An 18,128-nucleotide genomic window follows, 5' to 3' on the forward strand; every position below is an offset into this window, starting at 1 on the left:
CTTATTTGGCCTTCTTTTTCTTTTCCTTCGGCGCCAGCATGGTGCCGCGGCATTGCGGGCTGCCGCAGCGGCACTCGAATTCCTTCTTCAGCTTGGCGGTATAGCGCGCGTCGATCACCAGGCCGTAGTCATAGAACAGCTCCTCGCCCTGGGCAATGTCGCGCAGGGCGTGGATAAAGACGCGGCCCTTCTTTTCGCGCGCCTCGCAGTTGGGCTCGCAGGCATGGTTGATCCAGCGCGCGCGGTTGCCGCCGTACTTGGCGTCGATGACGCTGCCGTCGTCCAGGCTGAAGTAGAAGGTGTGGTTGGGATCGCTGGGATCGTGCGGATGGCGCTCCAGCGCCTTCTTCCACGAGATGTGCTCGCCCTTGTATTCGATCACGCGCTCGCCCTCGGCAATCGGGGCGATGGCATAGACGCCCTTGCCGTGCACGCCTGACTGGCGCACCTCGATCCGGTCGCTCGCCGTTTTCTTGCTGCCCTCGCCCGCTGCCTTGCGCTTTGCCTTGTCCGCCATTTGCCTTTCCGTGCTTTCGCCTGTTGTGCCTGGGTGGTGGCCGGTGCCGGCCGCCCGGCGCGATCGGGGATGATACCGGGGCGACCGCGACACGTATACGTGGCAACGCTGCCGTTCGTGGCTGCAGCCGGCACGAACGACGTATACATCCCCTCCCCGCCGTGTCGCCGCACCCGGTATCCTCCGCGCCCGTTTACCACCCCGCATGTGGATAACCCCGCCCCGATCTGTGGACAAGCACGCGGATTGGGTGTGGGCTGCCTGGGGCTGGCATGGGGATGCCTCGGGCATAAGTCGGAGGGGTTCGGCTCGCATCTCATCCATTGGGCGGAGTCTTCCACTTCGGCCAACATTCGATGCGACCACTTCTCGTTTACGTAAACCCTTGAAGGCAAAGATGTTTACGGGGTTTTCCACAGCGGCTGCGGGTGTTTACCTACTACTACTATCTGTATACATGAAAGAAAAAGGTAAACCGAAAGAACGATCCCAGGCCCGCGGCATCATCCGAAAGGCGACAGGCGTAAACGGCGGGTTTGCGAGAGACTTTTTGTTTGCCCGTTCGGGCGGTGCGTATACCGGTGACGTATACCCCGCGACGTATACCGGGCAGCGAGGCCGTTATCGCTGCGGTATACGTGGATGTCGGCGGATCACGGTTCACGGCGGTGGCTGAGGGCCCCATGCATGCCCCGAATAACGCAGGGCAAGGCTGGTGGTAGCTCGGCTCGGGGATGCACGATAGTGCAGTTTGGTGCGTTGCAGCCCGTACAGCGCCTCCAGCCCGTTCAGAAGCCCCAGGGTGCCCAGACCCTCGGAACCGATCTCGGGGCTGTCAGCGGCCTTCTGAGGCGGCTGGCAGCAGGTATGCCGTGCTACACCGATCGCGGCAGCCACCTCGCCTGACGTACGGCATTTGCCGCGCATTTGCCATTTGCGCCGCATTCCGCCGACGGCGGGTCCCCTTCCAGCAAGCGCGATTTGCCTCCAGCCCCGTGCTGGCGCGGCCTCGCGGAAACTGCCAGGTAACAATCTGTTCCCGGTGCGCCTTGTCCGACACGGTATCATGTGGCCCGCGGCGTCTTTGCCGGAGCGGTGCCAGCCTGGCCGCCCGGCCGTGGACGCCTGTGTTTTATCAACTCGATACGGAGTGAAGCATGACGAAAACCGAACTGATCGACGCTATCGCAGCCGGGGTGGACGGTCTGACCAAGGCCAAGGCGGAACAGGCACTGAACGTGACCCTGTCGGCCATCATGGACGCAGTGGCCAAGGGTGACACGCTGAGCCTCATCGGCTTTGGCACGTTCAGCAAGGGCGAGCGTGGCGAGCGCATGGCGCGCAACCCGCGTACCGGTGAAGAAATCAAGGTCGAAGCCGCCAAGACCGTGAAGTTCAAGGCTGGCCAGAAGTTCAAGGACGCTGTCAACCAGTGATCCTGACGGGCTGCACTGCAGAGCCCGGCATTGCCTGACCCCGCCATGCCGCCGCCCCGGTGCCCGAGGGCGCAGGCGCGCGCCAGGCGGGGGACGTTATCCACAGTCGTGATCTGAATATCCTGCAGTATCCGCCGCATCGCCCGCACCGCGCCTGGGCGATGGCGCGCCAAGTCTTCCAACAGGCGTCCAGCCCTGGCCAGTACTCGCCAGGCCGGGCGCCGTGCCATGTGGGGCCAACATGTTTGCCCGTCCGCAGCGCCGCAGATCTCCACAGCGTTATGCACAGCGCTTTCCACAGCCGATTCCACAGCGTTCTCCACAGGCGTGTGCGCCGCTGCGCACCGCGTGCGCGGCCGCGCTGCTGGCGCTGCTGAGCGCCTGCACCACCGTCATCGAACCGGCCCGGCCGCAAGCGCGTGCGCTGCCGGACAGCGAGCGGCCGGTGACGAGCCCGGGCGCCACGCCGCGCGAGCGCATCGTCGAGATCGCCATCCAGGAATGGGCCCGCTGGGGCGGACAGGTGGTGCGGCTGGGCCGCGACGACACCTCTTGCGTGACCTACAGTCCGGTGCCGGCGCCGGAATTGCCCTCTGAGCTACCCCCCGAGCTACCGCTGGCGTCCCCGACCGACACCGCGGCGCCTGCCGTGGCCACCACCGATACCGAGTCCAAGACCAACGGCAACCCGCCGCCGGCAGCCAGCTGCCTGTCTTTCCCGGACGGCACCGGCATGGAGGCCACGCCGCTGGGCTGCACGCTGGCGCGCCGCTACTGGGGCATCGTCGGCGAAACGCCCAGCTGCAGGCAGGTCACGCAGGGCGCCTGGGCCTGGTCGGCGGTCTTTGTGTCATGGGTGCTGCGCAAGGCCGGACTGGACGAGCGCCAGTTCCTGACGGGCCAGTCGCACTCGATGTACGTGGTCGACGCCCGCGACGGCATCCTGCCGCGACCGGCGTTCCGCATCGAGCCCGTGCCGGCGATGCCACGCCCCGGCGACATCATCTGCGCCGGCCGCGGCCGTGACCGCTATATCGAGGACATCGCCGAGATCGGTTTCGGCACCACGCCGATGCATTGCGACATCGTGATCGCCGTGGATTCGGCCGCGCGCGTGGTGCGCGCCATCGGCGGCAACGTCCAGCAATCGGTATCGATGGAAGAGATCGAGCTGGGCGATTCGGGCCGGCTCGACGGGGTCACCAACTCGCATATGCCTTGGCTGCTGGTGATGCGAAACGACCTGCAGTAAGCAGGTTTATCGATGCGAATTATTAATAGGCGCTCGGTTCTTCTGTGCTGATAAATCGCGTAAATAAATCCCGCGATCAGTCGAACAACTCCAGCTGCGCGGTATCCCGGTCGCTCGTGCCCACCCCGACCCCGAGCAGCCGCACCGGCAGGCCCCGGCGCGCATGGCCCTCGGCCAGCAGCCGCGCATAGACGCCGCGGTCCGGGGCATGGCCGCGGCATTCCACCGTGGTCTGCCGGAAGTCGGAGAAGCGCAGCTTTACCGTGAGCTTGTCGATGGTGTCGTGCGCCTGGGCGCGCGCAATGCGTGCCTCCAGCATGGCGATCAGCGGCTCCAGCTCGGCCAGGCAGGCCTGCAGGTTGGGCAGGTCGTCGGCATAGGTCTCTTCCACGCTGATCGACTTGCGCTCGCGCTCGGGCGTGACCGCGCGCTCGTCGACGCCGCGGCACAGCTTGTACAGCCGCGCCCCGAACACGCCGAACTCGCGATGCAGGCGATCCGGCGACCACGGCCGCAGGTCGCCGCAAGTCTCGGCGCCCAGCCGGCGCAGCTTGGCCGCAGTGACCTTGCCCACGCCATGGATGCGCTCCACCGGCAGCGCTGCGACAAAGGCATCCACCGCGGCCGGCCTGACCACGAACAGCCCGTCGGGCTTGTTCCAGTCGCTGGCGATCTTGGCGACGAACTTGCTGGGGCCGACGCCGGCCGACACGGTGACCCCGACCTCCTCCCGCACGCGCCGGCGGATCTCTTCGGCGATGCGGGTGGCGCTGCCGGCAAGGTGCGTGCACAGGCTGACATCGAGGTAAGCCTCGTCCAGTGACAGCGGCTCGACCAGCGCGGTGTATTCCCGGTAGATCGCAAAGATGCGGCGCGAGACCTCGCGGTACTTGTCCATCGCGGGGCGCACGATCAGCAGGTCCGGACAGCGCTTGAGCGCCTGCGCCGACGCCATCGCCGAGCGCACGCCGTAGGCGCGCGCCTCGTAGTTGCAGGTGGCGATCACCCCGCGCCGGTCGGCAGCACCGCCCACGGCCATCGGCCGGCCGCGCAGCGACGGGTCGTCGCGCATTTCGACCGAGGCGTAGAAGCAGTCGCAGTCGCAATGGATGATCTTGCGCTGGACCGCGGCACTGGCGTCAGGCGGGGCGGACATGGGGGCCGGGATGCGGAGCGGCTATCTGCGAATTATCAGTGTGATGAATGACGGATGTCGATTTTCACGTAGTCTCATTGATCGATTGGATGCCGGCGGGCTTCTGCCGCGCATTCATCCACAGCCCTTCGGCCGCATACAGGGCCAGCGACAGCCAGATCAGCGCGTAGCCCACCTGCTTCTGCGCCGGGAACGGCTCGTGCCACAGCCACACGCCCAGCAGCAGTTGCAGGGTCGGACCGGTGTACTGCAGCAAGCCGAGCAGCGACAGCGGAATGCGCCGTGCGCCCGCGGCAAAGAACAGCAGCGGCACCGCCGTCACCGGCCCGGCCAGCAACAGCAGCCACTGCGTACCCGGTGCTGCGTGGGTAAAGCTGTCCTGGCCGGTGGCGAACAGCCAGCCCAGCGCCGCCGCGGCGAGCGGGAACAGCAGCAGCGTTTCCAGCGACAGCCCTTCCAGCGCGCCCAGCGCACCGGTCTTGCGCAACAGCCCGTAGCCGCCAAAGCTGGCGGCCAGGCCCAGCGCGATCCAGGGCAGCTGCCCCGCCGCCACCGTCAGCCAGGCCACGCCGGCCGCCGCCACCGCGATCGCCAGCCATTGCACGCGGCGCAGGCGCTCATGCAGGAACACCACGCCGAGCAGCACGCTGAACAGCGGATTGATGAAATACCCCAGGCTTGCGTCGACCACGCGGTTGGCCGACACCGCCCAGATATAGAGGAACCAGTTGGCGCACAGCAGCGCCGCGCTGGCGGCAAACGACAGCAACAGCCGCCGGTCCCTGGCCACCTGGCCCAGCCATGCCCACTGGCGGCGCCAGGCCAGGATCAGCCCCAGGAAGACCAGCGACCACACCATCCGGTGCAGCAGGATCTCCATCGGGGCGATGCCGGGAAGCGACTTGATATAGAGCGGGAGCAGGCCCCAGATGAGGTACGCCAGCAGGGCGTAGAGAATGCCGAGTTGCATAAGGTTTTCCGATCGATGCCGGCGATTCTACCGGGGCCGCGCCATCCCCGCCGGGGCGCCCTGCGCGCGGCCGCCGCCAACAAAAAACCCCATGCTCCCGAAGGACCATGGGGTTTGCGGCGGACCCGGTTGCCCGGGCGTCACGCGGCTTACAGCTTGCGCGCGAAGCTGAACTGGGCGTAGCCCTGCTCGGCCACGTTGAACCAGGCTGCCTGGTTGTTGCGGAACACGCGCCAGTCGTCGTAGATCTTCTTGAACGACGGGTTCTTCGCGGTTTCGTCGGCGTAGGACTCCTGGGTCGCCTTGAAGCAGGCCTCCATGATCTCCTTGGAGAACGGGCGCAGCTTGACGCCGTTTTCCAGCAGGCGAGCCAGCGCCTGCGGGTTGACCGTGTCGTACTTGGCCATCATGTTGGTGTGCGCCTCGATGGTGGCGGTTTCCAGCGCGCGCTTGTACAGCGCCGGCAGCTTCTCGAACTCGCTGGCCGAGGCGTAGAACGACAGCTGCGCGCTGCCTTCCCACCAGCCCGGGTAATAGTAGTACGGGGCCACCTTGTAGAAGCCCAGCTTCTCGTCATCGTACGGGCCCACCCACTCGGCCGCGTCGATGGTGCCCTTTTCCAGCGCGGGGTAGATGTCGCCGCCGGCAATCTGCTGCGGCACCACGCCCAGGCGCGACAGCACCACCCCGGCAAAGCCGGCGATGCGGTACTTCAGGCCCTGCAGGTCGGCCACGGTCTTGATTTCCTTGCGGAACCAGCCGCCCATCTGCGCGTTGGTGTTGCCGCCCAGGAAGTTGACGACGTTGTATTCCTTGAAGAACTCGCGCATCAGCTTCATGCCGTTGCCCTGCATCATCCAGGCGTTCTGCTGGCGTGCGGTCAGGCCGAACGGGATGGTGGTGTCAAAGCACAGCGTCGGGTTCTTGCCGAAGTAGTAGTAGCCGGCGGTGTGGCCGATCTGCACGGTGTTGTTCTGCACCGCGTCCAGCACTTGCAGGCCCGGCACGATTTCCCCGGCGGCAAAGACCTTGATGTTGAACTTGCCGTCGGTCAGTTCCTTGACACGGGCCGACAGCAGCTCGGCACCGCCGTAGATGGTGTCGAGCGACTTGGGAAAGCTCGAGGCCAGGCGCCATTCCACGGCGGGGTTGCTGCCCACTACGGCCGGCGCGGCCGGGCCGCTGGCGGCGACAGGCGCTGCCTTCTCTTCACCCTTGCCGCACGCGGCCAGTGCCCCGGTGGCAGCCACGGCCGACGCTTTCAACAGAAAGGAACGACGTTCCATCTCCACTTCTCCTCTTATAGATATTGATTCGGATGCGGGCGCCGGCTTGCATGAGGCCGCGCGCCGGACCGTGACGCACCGGCCGCCGGGGTACGGCGGCCTGCGCAGCGCAGTGCCTGTGGCGAACGGGCACGGCGGCGTGCCCTGCATGCCGGACGCTGGAACCGCGCCCACGGCCGAGGGCTGTCTTACCCGAAAGACAAGCCAGCCGATTATAGCGGTGGCCCTTTCGGCACGGGGCCCCGCGCAAGTGCGGGTTTTCGCTAGTCGATTGCGACATTTCCTCTGTTTTTCGTATTGTGAGACGCCGCACGGTGTGATGGATTTTGTAACCCGGCTTGCGGTCCAATGGTCTCGGCTGATAAAAAACAGTCCCGCCTCCGGAGCCCTGCCTGCCGGATATCGTGGTTGCCCGCTGATTCGCCCCGTTGCCGTACCAATTGCCTGCTTGTTCTCGTCGACTCCTCCTGAAGCCGCCTGACGCTTGCGTCGGCCACCGCGTGCCGCTGCGTCGCCTCGGCTTTGCCGTGCTGGCCGCCTGGGGCCTGGCGGCATGCGCGCAGACCGGCGTTCCGGCGACGGGCGCTGACGAATCGACGGCAGCCTTGCAGCCGCCGCGCATCGCGCCGCGGCCGGCGGTGCCGGCAACGGTCACTGCGTCAGCGGCGACGGGCACACCGGCGTCAGCGGCGACCGCCGCAACGGCGGCATCTCCCGCGCCGGCCACCACCGAAGACCCGCTCGCCGCGCTGATCGCCGGCGAAGCCGCGCCGGCGGCGAGCGTCACCGCACCCGCTTCGGCGGACACCAGCGTCGCCGCGACCCCGCCGCCGGTCGATCCCGACTTCGTCGGCCCGCCCGAACCCCCGGCCCCGCCGCCACCGCCGCTGGTGCTGTTCCCGCCCAGGCTTGGCGAGTTCCGGGCCGAGGCGCCCCCTGCCCCGGCTCAAGGCGCCGCGGACGCCGGCACCCCGTCGGACGCGCCACCGGTGCTGCATTCCCAGCTGCCCGCCGATGACCCGGCGGGCGAGTCCGTGTGGCGCCTGAGCTACAGCGGCCGCGCCGCGGTCGAGGATCGACCCTCCACCATGCGCGCTTGCCCCGGCGGCGCGCTGTCCACCGGCATCGGCAGCGGGCTGGCCTGCCGCAGCACGGGCGAGGTCCGGATCCGCGAGTCGGTGCTGGATCTCGACGGCGGCGCCCAGGTGATGCTGATCGCGCAGGCGCGCGGCACGGATGCTACCACCGTCAACGGCCGCCCGGCGGCGATCGATCCCTATGCGCTGGTGCCGCAGTTCTATACGGCGGTGAGCGGGCTGGCGGTGCTGGACGGCGCCACTATGTGGGCCGGCCGGCGCGACAACGCGCCGTTCCTGATGTCGTCCGGGCTATTGCCGCCCAATTCGACCGCGATGCGCTTCGGCGTGGACAACGCCAGGCTGATCGGCGATATCGGCCTGAGCTACCAGTACACCGCGCGCGCCGACCAGAACGGCCAGAACCTGCCCAGCTACCACTCGCTGCGCACCGCGCCGATCCCCACCAATGAACAGGGTTCGGTCCAGCTCGGCTTCACACGGGTGGAAGCCCAGCCGCTGGTGGAGGACTCGGGCGGGGCATGGTGGGCGTCCGCGCTGCACGAGCAGAAAGGCGTGCTGTTCGGCACCAACCGGCTGGGGGTGCAGTTCGGCTCGGGTTCGCGCAACGCCATGACTGGTTATACCGGCATGGGACCGTCGCTGTCGCGCACGCGCGTGGCCGACTCGATCGAATGGAAGAGCCGATGGGGGCTGAGCGGTGCGGTCGAGCAGAGCCTGCAGTTCGACCGTTCGCCGGTCGGCACGCTGCAATGGACCACCACGCGCCTGCGTCCCGCGTACGTGGCCAGCAGCCAGTTCCGGCTGAACTTCGAGGTGTCGCACGACCAGATCTCGTCGGGCTTCGGCGTCAGCGGCCAGCGCACCGCGCTGACGGTGGCGCCGACGCTGACGCTGGGCAAGTCGGCCGGCAATGCCAACCTGCGCGCCTTCTACACCTACAGCCGCGCCAGCGATGTGGATGGCATCGGCTACACCGCGCCGGCAGACGCGTGGGCGTCGCAGCCGAGCGGCTCGATCTTCGGCGTGCAGCTCAATCGGCGCTGGTAGTTGCGCTGGTAGTCGTGCCACCCAGGCTACTGACCGGGACCGATGTCCCTGCGGCGGGTTCGCGGCACAGCCAGTGGAACAGCAGCGTGGCCGCCAGCCCGCCGCCGATCTGCGCCAGCACAAAGCCCGGCACGTCCTGCGGCCGGATCCCGGTGAAGGTATCGGTCAGCGCGCAGGCCAGCGTCAGCGCGGGATTGGCGAACGAGGTCGACGACGTGAACCAGTAGCCCGCGGTGATATAGCCGGCCACCACGAACGGCACCAGCTGCGGGCGGCTGCGCAGCGTGCCGATGCCCACGCCGACCAGGCCAAAGGTCGCCACGAACTCGCTCCACCACATCGACGCGCCGGCGCGGCTCTGCGCCGACCACGCCAGTGCCGGCTCGCCGAACATGGCGTGCGCCGCGAGCACGCCGCAGACGCCGCCCGCCAGCTGCACCAGCACATAGCGCAGCGCATCGCGCGGCGCCAGCACGCCCTGCACCAGCGCCGACAGGCTCACCACCGGGTTGAAATGCCCGCCCGAGACCGGCCCCAGCGACACCAGCAGTGCCACCAGCCCGGCGCCGGTAGCGAGCGAGTTCGCCAGCAGTGCAAGCGCGGTATCGCCGGCCGCCAGGCGCTCGGCACGAATGCCCGAGCCGACCACGATCGCCACCAGCAGCGCGGTGCCAAGTCCTTCCGCCACCAGGCGGCGCGCCAGCGTACTCATCGCTGCGCTGCGCCGGCGCAGCGGCGCGAAGCATGGGCGGGAGCAAGGCACGCCCGTGGACTGGTATCACGACCGGTGGCGGAAACGGTGGGGACAGCGCGCAGCAACAAGATGGACAACGTCGCCTGAGACGACGCCTCGAACGGTGGCAGGTCGTTGCCCTGAGCAGGGCAACGCCGCGGCGCAGCGGCTGCGCGCGCGGTCGCGACAGTGTTCCGCCGCGGCCCCGGCGCGTCAATGTGCGCCGACGATGTTGTGTGCTGACGCCGGGTTTCGAATCGCGCCGTTCAGGGCAAAGTCAGCGCCATTCAGCGCAACAGGAACGCAATATCCTCGACCACGATATTCGCCACCGGGATGCCCTTGCGGCGCTGGAACAGGATGTGCTGCTGCACGCGGCTGCGCTGTTCGGCAAAGACGGCGGGATCGATCGGCGTGCCGATGCGCATGTAGTGCTGCACCAGCAGTTTGTAGGCGCGATGGCGGACCTGCATGGACTCGGACTCGGCGCGCAGCCGCTTGATCTCGGCGGGGCTGCGGTCGATGGCCTGGTGCAGCTCTTCCACCGTGCGCGCGTGCAGCTCGCGGTAGACATCGCGCTCGGCTTCCATCTGGTGCAGCTCATCGCGCAGCGCGCGGATCTTGTTCTGCAGCTTCAGCGTCTGCGACACCGCCTGCTGCATCCGCCCTGCTGCCCCCAGCGCCTGGCTGGCCGCCGCCATGGTGCTCTTCCACAAGCCACGCTCGCCGGCTGCGGTCTGCGGCGGCCAGTGCTTGTCCGTCCCGATCAGTGTGTCCATCCATCCCCCGGTAAGAAAGTATCGGCCCCGGGGCCGGGGTATCCGCGTTATGGGTGCGCGTTGCAATGCGGCTTGGCCGGCCTGGCCCGCCCCGCCTGCTGGCAGTGCGTCAGGGCATCCTAGAGAGACATGGATCGGCTGCCAAGTAGAAGATTTTTACTTCTGGATTGGGTGTTGCGCGGGGGGCAAATCGACGGCCGCATCAGCGGCTGGGCAGCATGCGGTGCGACTTGGCATAGGCACGCAGCACATCGTTGATGCGCGTCTGCCAGCCATCGCCAGTAGCCTTGAAGGCCTCGACCACATCGCGGTCACAACGCATGTTCAGCGTCACCTTGCGTTGGCCTTCCGGCAGCGCCGGACGTCCGCGGGGCCGCAACAGCGCTTGCGCTGCCTTTTCTCCGACCAGTCGGGGCAGCACTTCATGCGCCGGCCGCATGCGCGCCAGCTCGGCATCGGTCAGCGGCGGGTTGTCGCGATCGGACTGCGCTGCACGTGTCAGGGCCTTGTCTTCGGCGTCAGTCGGGATATGGATCCTGCGTTTCGTTGACATACTTCAATACCTCGCGGCGATTGGCTTTGCGCAGGCTGATGACGCGCATCGTCTCGCCTCGCATGGTGTACACCATCACAAACACACGGTTGCCGATCAGCCCGGTCGCGATCAACCGCCCTTCACCGTATGCAAACCGCAGGTCCTCGCGCATCAGCGCACCATCCATCTCGAACGCTTCGGCCATAGCGAGCGGTACCCCGTGCTTGAGCTGGTTGGCGAGATCCTTGGCCGGATCAAACACGAGCGGCATCAATTTATTGTATAGACGTTAAATAGGCGGGACAAGGAATATTTGCCAATACGAAAATTCCCTGTCGGCTGAAGCACGCAAAGGTTTCTTGCTGACGAGAACGTCACGATGTGCCGGCATGCGCAAGGCAACCTTGACCTCGGTCAGCCGTGTCGAGCGGTTCGGAGAAATGCGACGTGGGGTAGGGTGCAGATGTGTCGCTGGGCGGCGCGGAAGGCCTGGCACGGCTCACGAGAGTGAGCCGCCCCAATGCAAAAAGCCCGGCTGCAAGAGCCGGGCTTTTCCTGTTCTGGTGGCCTGGGACGGAATCGAACCGCCGACACAAGGATTTTCAATCCTCTGCTCTACCGACTGAGCTACCGGGCCAAAGAAGCGAAACTATAACGGGTCTTTTTGGACCAGTCAAGCGTCATGTAGGGCACTGCCTCAGTGCTCGGCCGGCTCCGGCTTGTTGCGGCCGAGCTCGACGCCGAGCTGCTTGAGCTTGCGGTACAGGTGGGTACGCTCCAGCCCGGTCTTCTCGGCCACGCGGGTCATGCTGCCGTGTTCGCGCAGCAGGTGGTATTCGAAATAGGCGCGCTCGAACAGGTCGCGCGCTTCGCGCAGCGGCATGTCGAACGAGAACTGCATCTCGGCTTCGGGCACGCGCGCCGGGCTGCCGTTGGGTGCGGCTTCTGTGATGGCCTCGGGCGTGGCGGCGGTCGTGCCGGGTTCCGTCGTCGGCGCGCTGGCGGGCGCGGCGGCCGCCGTGGCGGTGCTGCGCGGGCGTTCGATGCCGCGGGCCAGGCCCTGCTCCACCGCGGACAGCAGTTTCTGCAGCGCGATCGGCTTTTCCAGGAAATTGAGCGCGCCGATCTTGGTGGCCTCGACCGCGGTATCGATGGTGGCGTGGCCCGACATCATGATCACGGGCATGGTCAGCTGTCCCTGCGCGGACCATTCCTTGAGCAGCGTGACGCCATCGGTATCGGGCATCCAGATATCGAGCAGCACGAGATCGGGCGTGCCCGCCGCACGGTAATCGCGCGCCTGTTGCGCGTTTTCCGCGAGTTCGACCACATGGCCTTCGTCGCTGAGGATCTCCGAGAGCAGCTCCCGGATTCCCATTTCGTCATCGACTACGAGGATGGTTGCCATACTTCCCCTCTTAACCCCACCGCAGCGTTCCGGGACCGGACGCCAATGTTGACTATGCCAGTTTAACGAACAGGATCGAGATCTGCGCACCGACGATCTCGGCACCTTCCATGCGATTGCGCAGTTCGATGCGCGCGCCGTGTTCGTCAATGATCTTCTTTACCATCGCGAGCCCGAGACCCGTGCCTTTGGCTTTGGTGGTCACATAAGGCTCGAACGCACGGCTCAGGATGCGTGGTGCAAAACCGGGACCATTGTCCGCAATGGTGAGCTTGACGGCCTGCCGGTTCTCGCCGGCAGAATCTTTGTATTCTACAGTCTCGGTGTGCAGAGTGATATGGGGCGCCGCCCTACCGGCCGCGACGTTCTCCGCGGCAGCGTCCTGCGCGTTCTGCAGCAGGTTGTGGATGACCTGGCGCAGCTGCGTGGGATCGCCCTTGATATCGGGCAGCGCACTGCCCAGCGTCGGATGGATCACCGGGTGCTCATGCACCGCCGGATCGTCGATGCCGTACAGGTGAAGCACCTCGGCCACCAGGCTGTTGAGCTGCAGCGATTGCAGCACCGCCGGCGGCGTGCGCGCGTAGTCGCGGAAATCATCGACCATGCGCTTCATCGCGGCCACCTGGTTGACGATGGTGGCGGCGCCGCGCTTGAGCACGTCGGCATCGCTGCCCTCGAGCTTGGGCGAGAGCTTCATCTGCAGGCGCTCGGCCGAGAGCTGGATCGGCGTGAGCGGGTTCTTGATCTCATGCGCCAGGCGCCGTGCCACCTCGCCCCACGCCACCGAGCGTTGAGCGGAAATCACATCGGAAATATCGTCGAAGACGATCACATAGCCCGGCTCGTCACGCTCGCCGCCGGGCAGGCGCGCGCCGCGCACCAGCAGCGTCAGCGGCTGCTCCTCGCCCTGCGGCAGCTCGATCTGCTTCTGCCAGTGCTCGGCACCGCCCAGCACCTCGCTGGTGTTCTGGTCCGAGAACGCTTGCCGCACGATCTCGCCGAACGTGCCCATGCCCGGGATCTGTTCCATCGGCAGCCCCATCACTGCGGCGAAGGGCTGGCGGAAGATGCGTTCGGCGCCAGGGTTGGCGGTGATCAGCACGAAGCGGCGGTCGAACACCAGCACCCCTGCGGTAAGGTTCTGCAGCACGCTTTCGAGGTAGGCCTTCGACTGCTCCAGCGCGGCGCGGTTTTCTTCTACCGCCAGCCGCGCCTCGGCCAGCTGGCGCGTCATCTGGTTGAACTGCTGCGTCAGCATGCCCAGCTCGTCGCGGCTCTTCAGCTCGCGCTTGGGCGACAGATCGCCCTCTGCGACTTCCTTGGTTCCCTGCAGCAGCATCAGCAGCGGTCGCGCCAGCTGGCCGCCGAGCAGCAGCGCCAGCATCACCGCGATAAACACTGCCAGGAACAGCGTCAGCGTCAGCGTGCCGATATACATCTTGCGCAGGCCGGTGCGGCCCAGCGCCTTCTCCTGGTATTCCTGGTACGCGCGCTGGACCTCGTCGGCATTGCGCGCGAGCACTGCCGGCACCGGGTGCAGCACCTGCAGGTAGCGCTCTTCGCGCACGGTCTCGCCGACCAGGCCGAAGCCGCTCGACGGCGAGTCTTCCGGGCTGCGCTCCACCGACAGGCCCGAGCCGGCCCAGCGCGGCGAGCGGGACAGCGCACGCGGCGCGCTGGCGGCGCTGACCGTATCCTGTGCCGGCCCTGGCGCCGCGCCCAGCGGGATGATCACGCGCAGGCGATACAGGTGGCTGCTGTCGACACGCTCGGCAGCCTGGCCGATATCGCTCGACGGATCGGTGCCGCCCTCCACCGCGGCATAGCCACCGGCCAGCCGCGCCTGTTCCGCCAGCACGCCGGAAGGCAGGTCCGGCACCAGCGAGGCATAGTTGCTGGAAGCGGATGCCAGCACGCGGCCGCTACCGGTGAAGATGGCGGCTTCCTGCACGCCGTACTGCTCGCGCAGCCGGTTCAGCTGCAGCGAAGTGGCCACGCCGGAGGCGCCGGCCAGCTGCTCGGACATCAGCCGCGCCTTGACCTGCAGGTCGGCCAGCGAGCTGTCGATGGTGGATCGTCCCAGGTTCAGTCCGGCCTCGAGCGCGGTTTCCACGCGCACGTCGAACCAGGACTCGATGCTGCGCGAGACAAACTGCAGCGACACCAGGTAGATCAGCACGCCGGGCAGCACGCCCACCACGCCGAAGAACACTGCGAGCTTGGTCATCAGCCGCGTGCCGAACTTGCCGCGGCGATAGCGCAGCCACAGCGTGACCGCGAGCGCGCCGACGGTCAGCACCAGCAGCGCGCCGATCACCAGGTTCACCTTGAACAGCAGCGTGAAATAGCGATCGAAGAATTCGGTATTGGCTGACGCGCCGGCCAGCAGGCCCACCAGCACCAGCGCCAGGAACACGATGATGCCGGCCACGACGCGGTACAGCACGCGCCGGAACCGGCTGTCCCACAACGGATTGCTCATGGCTGGCTCGGTGCAGGCTGCGCCAGCATCGCCGTCGACAGCGCGTACGACGCGGCCTGTACATACAGACCGCGCCCTTCCATCAGGCCGCGCTCGTTGGCCGCGGCAGGCAGCGAGGCCGGGGACGGTGCGGGCGCGGGCAGGGTCGGCGAGGCTGGAAGCGCGGGCGATGCGGGAGATGCAGGCATTGCCGGTGGCGGTGCCGGCGGCTGCGGCGGTGGCGCGGGCGGCGGGCTCAGGTCGGTCGGCACAGTGTAGGTGAAGCGCCGCCAGTCGGAGGCCAGGTTCCAGTCGCGCGTGTTGACGGCGTTGATCTGGAACGGCTTGGGCAATTGCGACAGGTCCAGCCGCATGCGCACTTCGGCGTTGTAGGTCTCGCCCGGCTTGACCGCGTTGCGCTCGAACACGCGCCACCCGCGCACGCGCTGGATAAACTGCAGCGCGCTTTTCAGGCGCGTGAACGGCAGCTGCAGGCCGCCGGTGGAGATGCGGTACTGGCGCGTCAGCGGCTGGTACGACAGGCGCACGCTGCGGGTGGTGTTGACCGGCTTGTCGTCGAACCAGTACCAGCGCGAGCGCGACAGCTGGAAGTCGACCGCGAAATACAGCGAGATGCCCTTGTGCAGCGCGTCCTCGAGCGCGGGCGGCAGGTCGAAGTCGAAACTGGCGGCAAGCTCGAAGCCGCCGTCCTGATATTCGACGCGGGCCTCGGTGGCCTCGATGACCTGTGCCTGGGCGGCGCGCGGCAGCCACAGCGCGGCGGCCAGCGCCAGCACCAGCGCGAGTGCCCAGCGCGCCAGCGGTCTGCAGCGGAGGTCCACTTCAACGCGAAAGCCTGACAGGCGCGGCGTGCTCGGCATCGGATCAGATCAGGCGCGTTTCTGGAAGCGGGCGTAGAAGAAGCCATCGTGATCGGATGGCAGGCTGGTACCGTCGGTGCGACCGGTGCTGTCAAGGGTGCCCTTGTCACCGTCCGCGACCGCGGCAAGCGTTGCATGGGTGCCGGGCAGCAGCTGTCCCGGCGCCTGCAATCGTATCGCATCTGCCAGTTGCTCACCAAACCAGCGCGCCTGCTCCTCGCCCTCCGTTGGGAAAATAGAACAGGTGACATAGACCAGGATGCCGCCCGGCTTCAGCAGCGGCCACAGCTGCGAGACGATGCGGCGCTGCTCGGTGATGAGCTTGGCGATATCGGTTTCGCGGCGCAGCCAGCGGATATCGGGATGGCGCCGCACGATGCCCGAGGCCGAGCACGGCACGTCGGCGAGGATGCGGTCGAAGGGCTGCCCGTCCCACCAGTCGGCGGGCCGGCTGGCATCGCCGACCACGATCTTTGCGGACTTGCCCAGCCGCGCCAGGTTCTCGCCGATGCGGGTGGCGCGTTGCGGGTCGCTTTCGACCGCCGTCACTTCGATATCTGCCAGCTCCAGCAAATGTCCGGTCTTGCCGCCAGGCGCCGCGCAGGCATCGAGTACGCGCATGCCGTCGGCCACCTCAAGCAACGGCGCGGCCAGTTGCGCGCCGGCGTCCTGCACCGAGACCGCGCCTTCGGCAAAGCCGGGCAGCTGGTTCACCGGCACCGCGCGCACCAGGCGCACCGCCTGCGGACCGACGATGTGCCCGGCCAGGCCGGCGTTGGCGAGGTCGGTGCGGTACTGCTGCACCGACACGCGCGCGGTGTTGACGCGCACCGTCATCGGCGGGCGCACGTTGGCGCTGGCCGCCAGCGCCATCCACTGGTCGGGGTAGGCCTCGCGCAGCATGCGCAGCCACCACGGCGGCAGGTTCCAGCGCGCCTGCTCGTCGCGGTTGACCTCGGCGAGCAAGGCCTTGCGCTCGCGCAGGAAACGGCGCAGCACCGCGTTGACCAGTCCGCGCGCATGCGCAGTCTTGGGTTCGGAAGCGGCCGCGCTCACGGCCTGGTCTACCACCGTGAAGGTGCTGTAGCCCGGACGGCCGGCGTCGGCATCATGGCGCGCCGGGTCGGCGCCGTCGTGCCGCTCGCGCGGGCCCGGCCCGTGTTCCAGCAACAGTGCCAGCGCCACCGCCAGCAGCGAATCGACCTGCGCGCCGGGCGGCCGCGTCACCAGTTTGGTCACCAGCGCGCGCGCGGTGCCGAACTGGCGCATGGTGCGGTAGGCGATGTCCTGCAGTGCGCCGCGCGTGGCGGCGTCGCGCACGCGGTCCAGCTTCAGCTGCGCGGCGGCGTCCTCGATCGCCTGGGGCAAGGCCGTGCCTTCACTGACGGCGCGCACCGCGGCGGCAGCACCAAGCATCTGGAAGGCAAGCGAATCGGGAGGCAGGCGCATATCGGTCAGGCGGCGGATCAGGCAGCGGGTCAGGCGGTGAATCGGAAAGGTGCGGGGCGCGGGCCAAAAAAAGCCCGCCGGTCCACGCGGAACAGCGGGCAGTTTACCTTGTGACGGGGCCGCGCCCCGGATTTCCGAGGCTCAGGCGGGGTAGGTGCCGGTCTGGGCCATCTGCATCAGGCGCGCGATGCGTTCCTCGGTGGCCGGATGGGTCGAGAACAGGTTGGCGATACCGCCGCCGGACAGCGGGTTCATGATCATCATCTGCGCCGTGGCCGGATGTTCCTCGGCCGCCTGGAACGGGATGCCCTGCGCGTAGCGGTGGATCTTGTCCAGCGCGCTGGCCAGCGCCTGCGGGTCGCCGCTGATCTCTGCGCCGCCGCGGTCGGCTTCGAATTCGCGCGCGCGCGAGATCGCCATCTGGATCAGCGAGGCCGCCAGCGGCGCCAGGATCGCCACGGCGATGCTGGCGATCGGGTTGGTGCGGTTGCCGTTCTCGTCGCGCCCGCCGAAGAACATCGCCATATTGGCCAGCGCCGAGATCGCGCCGGCCATGGTGGCGGCGATGGTCGAGGTCAGGATGTCGCGGTGGCGCACGTGCGCCAGTTCGTGCGCCATCACGCCGCGCAGCTCGCGCTCGGACAGCACACGCAGGATGCCGGTGGTGGCAGCCACCGCGGCGTGCTCCGGATTGCGGCCGGTGGCAAACGCGTTGGGCGCGTCTTCGTTGATCAGGTAGACGCGCGGCATCGGCAGGCCGGCGCGCTGCGCCAGGTCCTGCACCATGCCGTAGAACTGCGGCGCGCTGCCGGCATCGACTTCCTGCGCGTTGTACATGCGCAGGACCATCTTGTCCGAGAACCAGTAGGAGAAGAAGTTCATGCCCAGCGCGATCAGCAGCGCGAACATCATGCCGCTGCGCCCGCCGATCATGCCGCCGATGACGATGAACAGCGCCGTGATGGCCGCCATCAGCATGAAGGTCTTGACCCAGTTGAACATTGCGGTGATCTCCGTGTAATCGTGACGCGTCCCGGAAAAGCTGACGCGATGCCCGTTAGATAGGGGCCGATCGCAGAAAATTCAACGGCCGTCCAACGGCCTTTGCAATGTTG

Annotated in this window: 16 protein-coding genes and 1 tRNA gene; 3 read left to right on the plus strand and 14 right to left on the minus strand. The window is 67.4% G+C overall.

Annotation, left to right across the window (positions count from 1 at the left end):
- Window position 1: 1 nt before the first annotated feature.
- On the minus strand, window positions 2–517 hold the full coding sequence (locus tag ACEI37_RS27090; RefSeq protein ID WP_012354323.1) for an SET domain-containing protein: 516 nt from the start codon (window positions 515–517) through the stop codon (window positions 2–4).
- A gap of 1,157 nt (window positions 518–1,674) precedes the next feature.
- Here ACEI37_RS27090 and ACEI37_RS27095 point away from each other — a divergent pair.
- Entirely contained in the window at window positions 1,675–1,953 is a 279-nt protein-coding gene (locus ACEI37_RS27095) for an HU family DNA-binding protein (protein ID WP_012354324.1), read from the plus strand.
- A 241-nt stretch (window positions 1,954–2,194) separates the two neighbouring features.
- A complete protein-coding gene (locus ACEI37_RS27100) occupies window positions 2,195–3,205 on the plus strand; it encodes a DUF2272 domain-containing protein (RefSeq protein ID WP_373378850.1) in 1,011 nt (336 codons plus the stop codon).
- A gap of 76 nt (window positions 3,206–3,281) precedes the next feature.
- On the opposite strand, the gene dinB is transcribed toward ACEI37_RS27100, so the two are convergent.
- The 3 genes from dinB to ACEI37_RS27115 form a co-directional block, all read right to left on the minus strand.
- The gene (gene dinB / locus ACEI37_RS27105; RefSeq protein WP_373378851.1) at window positions 3,282–4,361 is read right to left on the minus strand and encodes a DNA polymerase IV; all 1,080 of its coding nucleotides are present in this window, start codon (window positions 4,359–4,361) and stop codon (window positions 3,282–3,284) included.
- 64 nt (window positions 4,362–4,425) lie between these two features.
- Window positions 4,426–5,331: an EamA family transporter RarD gene (gene rarD / locus ACEI37_RS27110; RefSeq protein ID WP_373378852.1), complete on the minus strand. Its 906-nt coding sequence runs from the start codon at window positions 5,329–5,331 to the stop codon at window positions 4,426–4,428.
- Window positions 5,332–5,480: 149 nt separating this feature from the next.
- The gene (locus tag ACEI37_RS27115; protein ID WP_373378853.1) at window positions 5,481–6,617 is read right to left on the minus strand and encodes a TRAP transporter substrate-binding protein; all 1,137 of its coding nucleotides are present in this window, start codon (window positions 6,615–6,617) and stop codon (window positions 5,481–5,483) included.
- A 500-nt stretch (window positions 6,618–7,117) separates the two neighbouring features.
- On the opposite strand from ACEI37_RS27115, the gene ACEI37_RS27120 reads away from it, so the two are divergent.
- On the plus strand, window positions 7,118–8,764 hold the full coding sequence (locus ACEI37_RS27120) for a carbohydrate porin (protein WP_373378854.1): 1,647 nt from the start codon (window positions 7,118–7,120) through the stop codon (window positions 8,762–8,764).
- On the opposite strand, the gene ACEI37_RS27125 is transcribed toward ACEI37_RS27120, so the two are convergent.
- The 10 genes from ACEI37_RS27125 to htpX form a co-directional block, all read right to left on the minus strand.
- On the minus strand, window positions 8,748–9,476 hold the full coding sequence (locus ACEI37_RS27125) for an aquaporin (RefSeq protein WP_373378855.1): 729 nt from the start codon (window positions 9,474–9,476) through the stop codon (window positions 8,748–8,750). The two genes, ACEI37_RS27120 and ACEI37_RS27125, sit on opposite strands and share 17 nt — an antisense overlap.
- A gap of 308 nt (window positions 9,477–9,784) precedes the next feature.
- Window positions 9,785–10,276: a hypothetical protein gene (locus tag ACEI37_RS27130; RefSeq protein WP_373378856.1), complete on the minus strand. Its 492-nt coding sequence runs from the start codon at window positions 10,274–10,276 to the stop codon at window positions 9,785–9,787.
- 202 nt (window positions 10,277–10,478) lie between these two features.
- A complete protein-coding gene (locus tag ACEI37_RS27135; protein WP_373378857.1) occupies window positions 10,479–10,829 on the minus strand; it encodes a BrnA antitoxin family protein in 351 nt (116 codons plus the stop codon).
- Window positions 10,795–11,082, minus strand: coding sequence for a BrnT family toxin (locus ACEI37_RS27140; protein ID WP_373378858.1), 288 nt, complete (start codon window positions 11,080–11,082; stop codon window positions 10,795–10,797). The genes ACEI37_RS27135 and ACEI37_RS27140 overlap by 35 nt, the downstream gene beginning before the upstream one ends.
- Before the next feature lie 290 nt (window positions 11,083–11,372).
- Window positions 11,373–11,448, minus strand: a tRNA-Phe gene (locus tag ACEI37_RS27145).
- Between the two features lie 60 nt (window positions 11,449–11,508).
- Window positions 11,509–12,219 carry a response regulator gene (locus tag ACEI37_RS27150; protein WP_373378859.1) on the minus strand — a complete coding sequence of 237 codons (711 nt, stop codon included), beginning with the start codon at window positions 12,217–12,219 and terminating at the stop codon, window positions 11,509–11,511.
- A 52-nt stretch (window positions 12,220–12,271) separates the two neighbouring features.
- On the minus strand, window positions 12,272–14,704 hold the full coding sequence (locus ACEI37_RS27155) for a PAS domain-containing sensor histidine kinase (protein WP_373378860.1): 2,433 nt from the start codon (window positions 14,702–14,704) through the stop codon (window positions 12,272–12,274).
- Window positions 14,701–15,564, minus strand: a complete 864-nt coding sequence (locus tag ACEI37_RS27160) for a DUF4390 domain-containing protein (protein ID WP_373378861.1) — start codon at window positions 15,562–15,564, stop codon at window positions 14,701–14,703. Before ACEI37_RS27160 ends, ACEI37_RS27155 begins: the two co-directional genes overlap by 4 nt.
- A gap of 9 nt (window positions 15,565–15,573) precedes the next feature.
- Window positions 15,574–17,013 carry a 16S rRNA (cytosine(967)-C(5))-methyltransferase RsmB gene (rsmB, locus tag ACEI37_RS27165; protein ID WP_373378862.1) on the minus strand — a complete coding sequence of 480 codons (1,440 nt, stop codon included), beginning with the start codon at window positions 17,011–17,013 and terminating at the stop codon, window positions 15,574–15,576.
- Between the two features lie 141 nt (window positions 17,014–17,154).
- Complete coding sequence (gene htpX, locus ACEI37_RS27170) at window positions 17,155–18,015, minus strand: zinc metalloprotease HtpX (protein ID WP_115702727.1); 861 nt, start codon at window positions 18,013–18,015, stop codon at window positions 17,155–17,157.
- Window positions 18,016–18,128 lie beyond the last annotated feature (113 nt).

This window comes from Cupriavidus nantongensis (assembly GCF_041726985.1).
In the GTDB taxonomy this organism is placed as follows: Bacteria; Pseudomonadota; Gammaproteobacteria; order Burkholderiales; family Burkholderiaceae; genus Cupriavidus; species Cupriavidus nantongensis_A.

Excerpts from the sequence above, each read along its gene's own strand:
- htpX (WP_115702727.1), bottom strand. The coding sequence starts at position 18,015 with ATGTTCAACTGGGTCAAGACCTTCATGCTGATGGCGGCCATCACGGCG.
- ACEI37_RS27135 (WP_373378857.1), bottom strand. The coding sequence starts at position 10,829 with ATGTCAACGAAACGCAGGATCCATATCCCGACTGACGCCGAAGACAAG.
- rsmB (WP_373378862.1), bottom strand. The coding sequence starts at position 17,013 with ATGCGCCTGCCTCCCGATTCGCTTGCCTTCCAGATGCTTGGTGCTGCC.
- ACEI37_RS27090 (WP_012354323.1), bottom strand. The coding sequence starts at position 517 with ATGGCGGACAAGGCAAAGCGCAAGGCAGCGGGCGAGGGCAGCAAGAAA.
- rarD (WP_373378852.1), bottom strand. The coding sequence starts at position 5,331 with ATGCAACTCGGCATTCTCTACGCCCTGCTGGCGTACCTCATCTGGGGC.
- ACEI37_RS27115 (WP_373378853.1), bottom strand. The coding sequence starts at position 6,617 with ATGGAACGTCGTTCCTTTCTGTTGAAAGCGTCGGCCGTGGCTGCCACC.
- ACEI37_RS27160 (WP_373378861.1), bottom strand. The coding sequence starts at position 15,564 with ATGCCGAGCACGCCGCGCCTGTCAGGCTTTCGCGTTGAAGTGGACCTC.
- ACEI37_RS27150 (WP_373378859.1), bottom strand. The coding sequence starts at position 12,219 with ATGGCAACCATCCTCGTAGTCGATGACGAAATGGGAATCCGGGAGCTG.
- ACEI37_RS27125 (WP_373378855.1), bottom strand. The coding sequence starts at position 9,476 with ATGAGTACGCTGGCGCGCCGCCTGGTGGCGGAAGGACTTGGCACCGCG.
- ACEI37_RS27130 (WP_373378856.1), bottom strand. The coding sequence starts at position 10,276 with ATGGACACACTGATCGGGACGGACAAGCACTGGCCGCCGCAGACCGCA.
- ACEI37_RS27100 (WP_373378850.1), top strand. The coding sequence starts at position 2,195 with ATGTTTGCCCGTCCGCAGCGCCGCAGATCTCCACAGCGTTATGCACAG.
- ACEI37_RS27140 (WP_373378858.1), bottom strand. The coding sequence starts at position 11,082 with ATGCCGCTCGTGTTTGATCCGGCCAAGGATCTCGCCAACCAGCTCAAG.
- dinB (WP_373378851.1), bottom strand. The coding sequence starts at position 4,361 with ATGTCCGCCCCGCCTGACGCCAGTGCCGCGGTCCAGCGCAAGATCATC.
- ACEI37_RS27095 (WP_012354324.1), top strand. The coding sequence starts at position 1,675 with ATGACGAAAACCGAACTGATCGACGCTATCGCAGCCGGGGTGGACGGT.
- ACEI37_RS27155 (WP_373378860.1), bottom strand. The coding sequence starts at position 14,704 with ATGAGCAATCCGTTGTGGGACAGCCGGTTCCGGCGCGTGCTGTACCGC.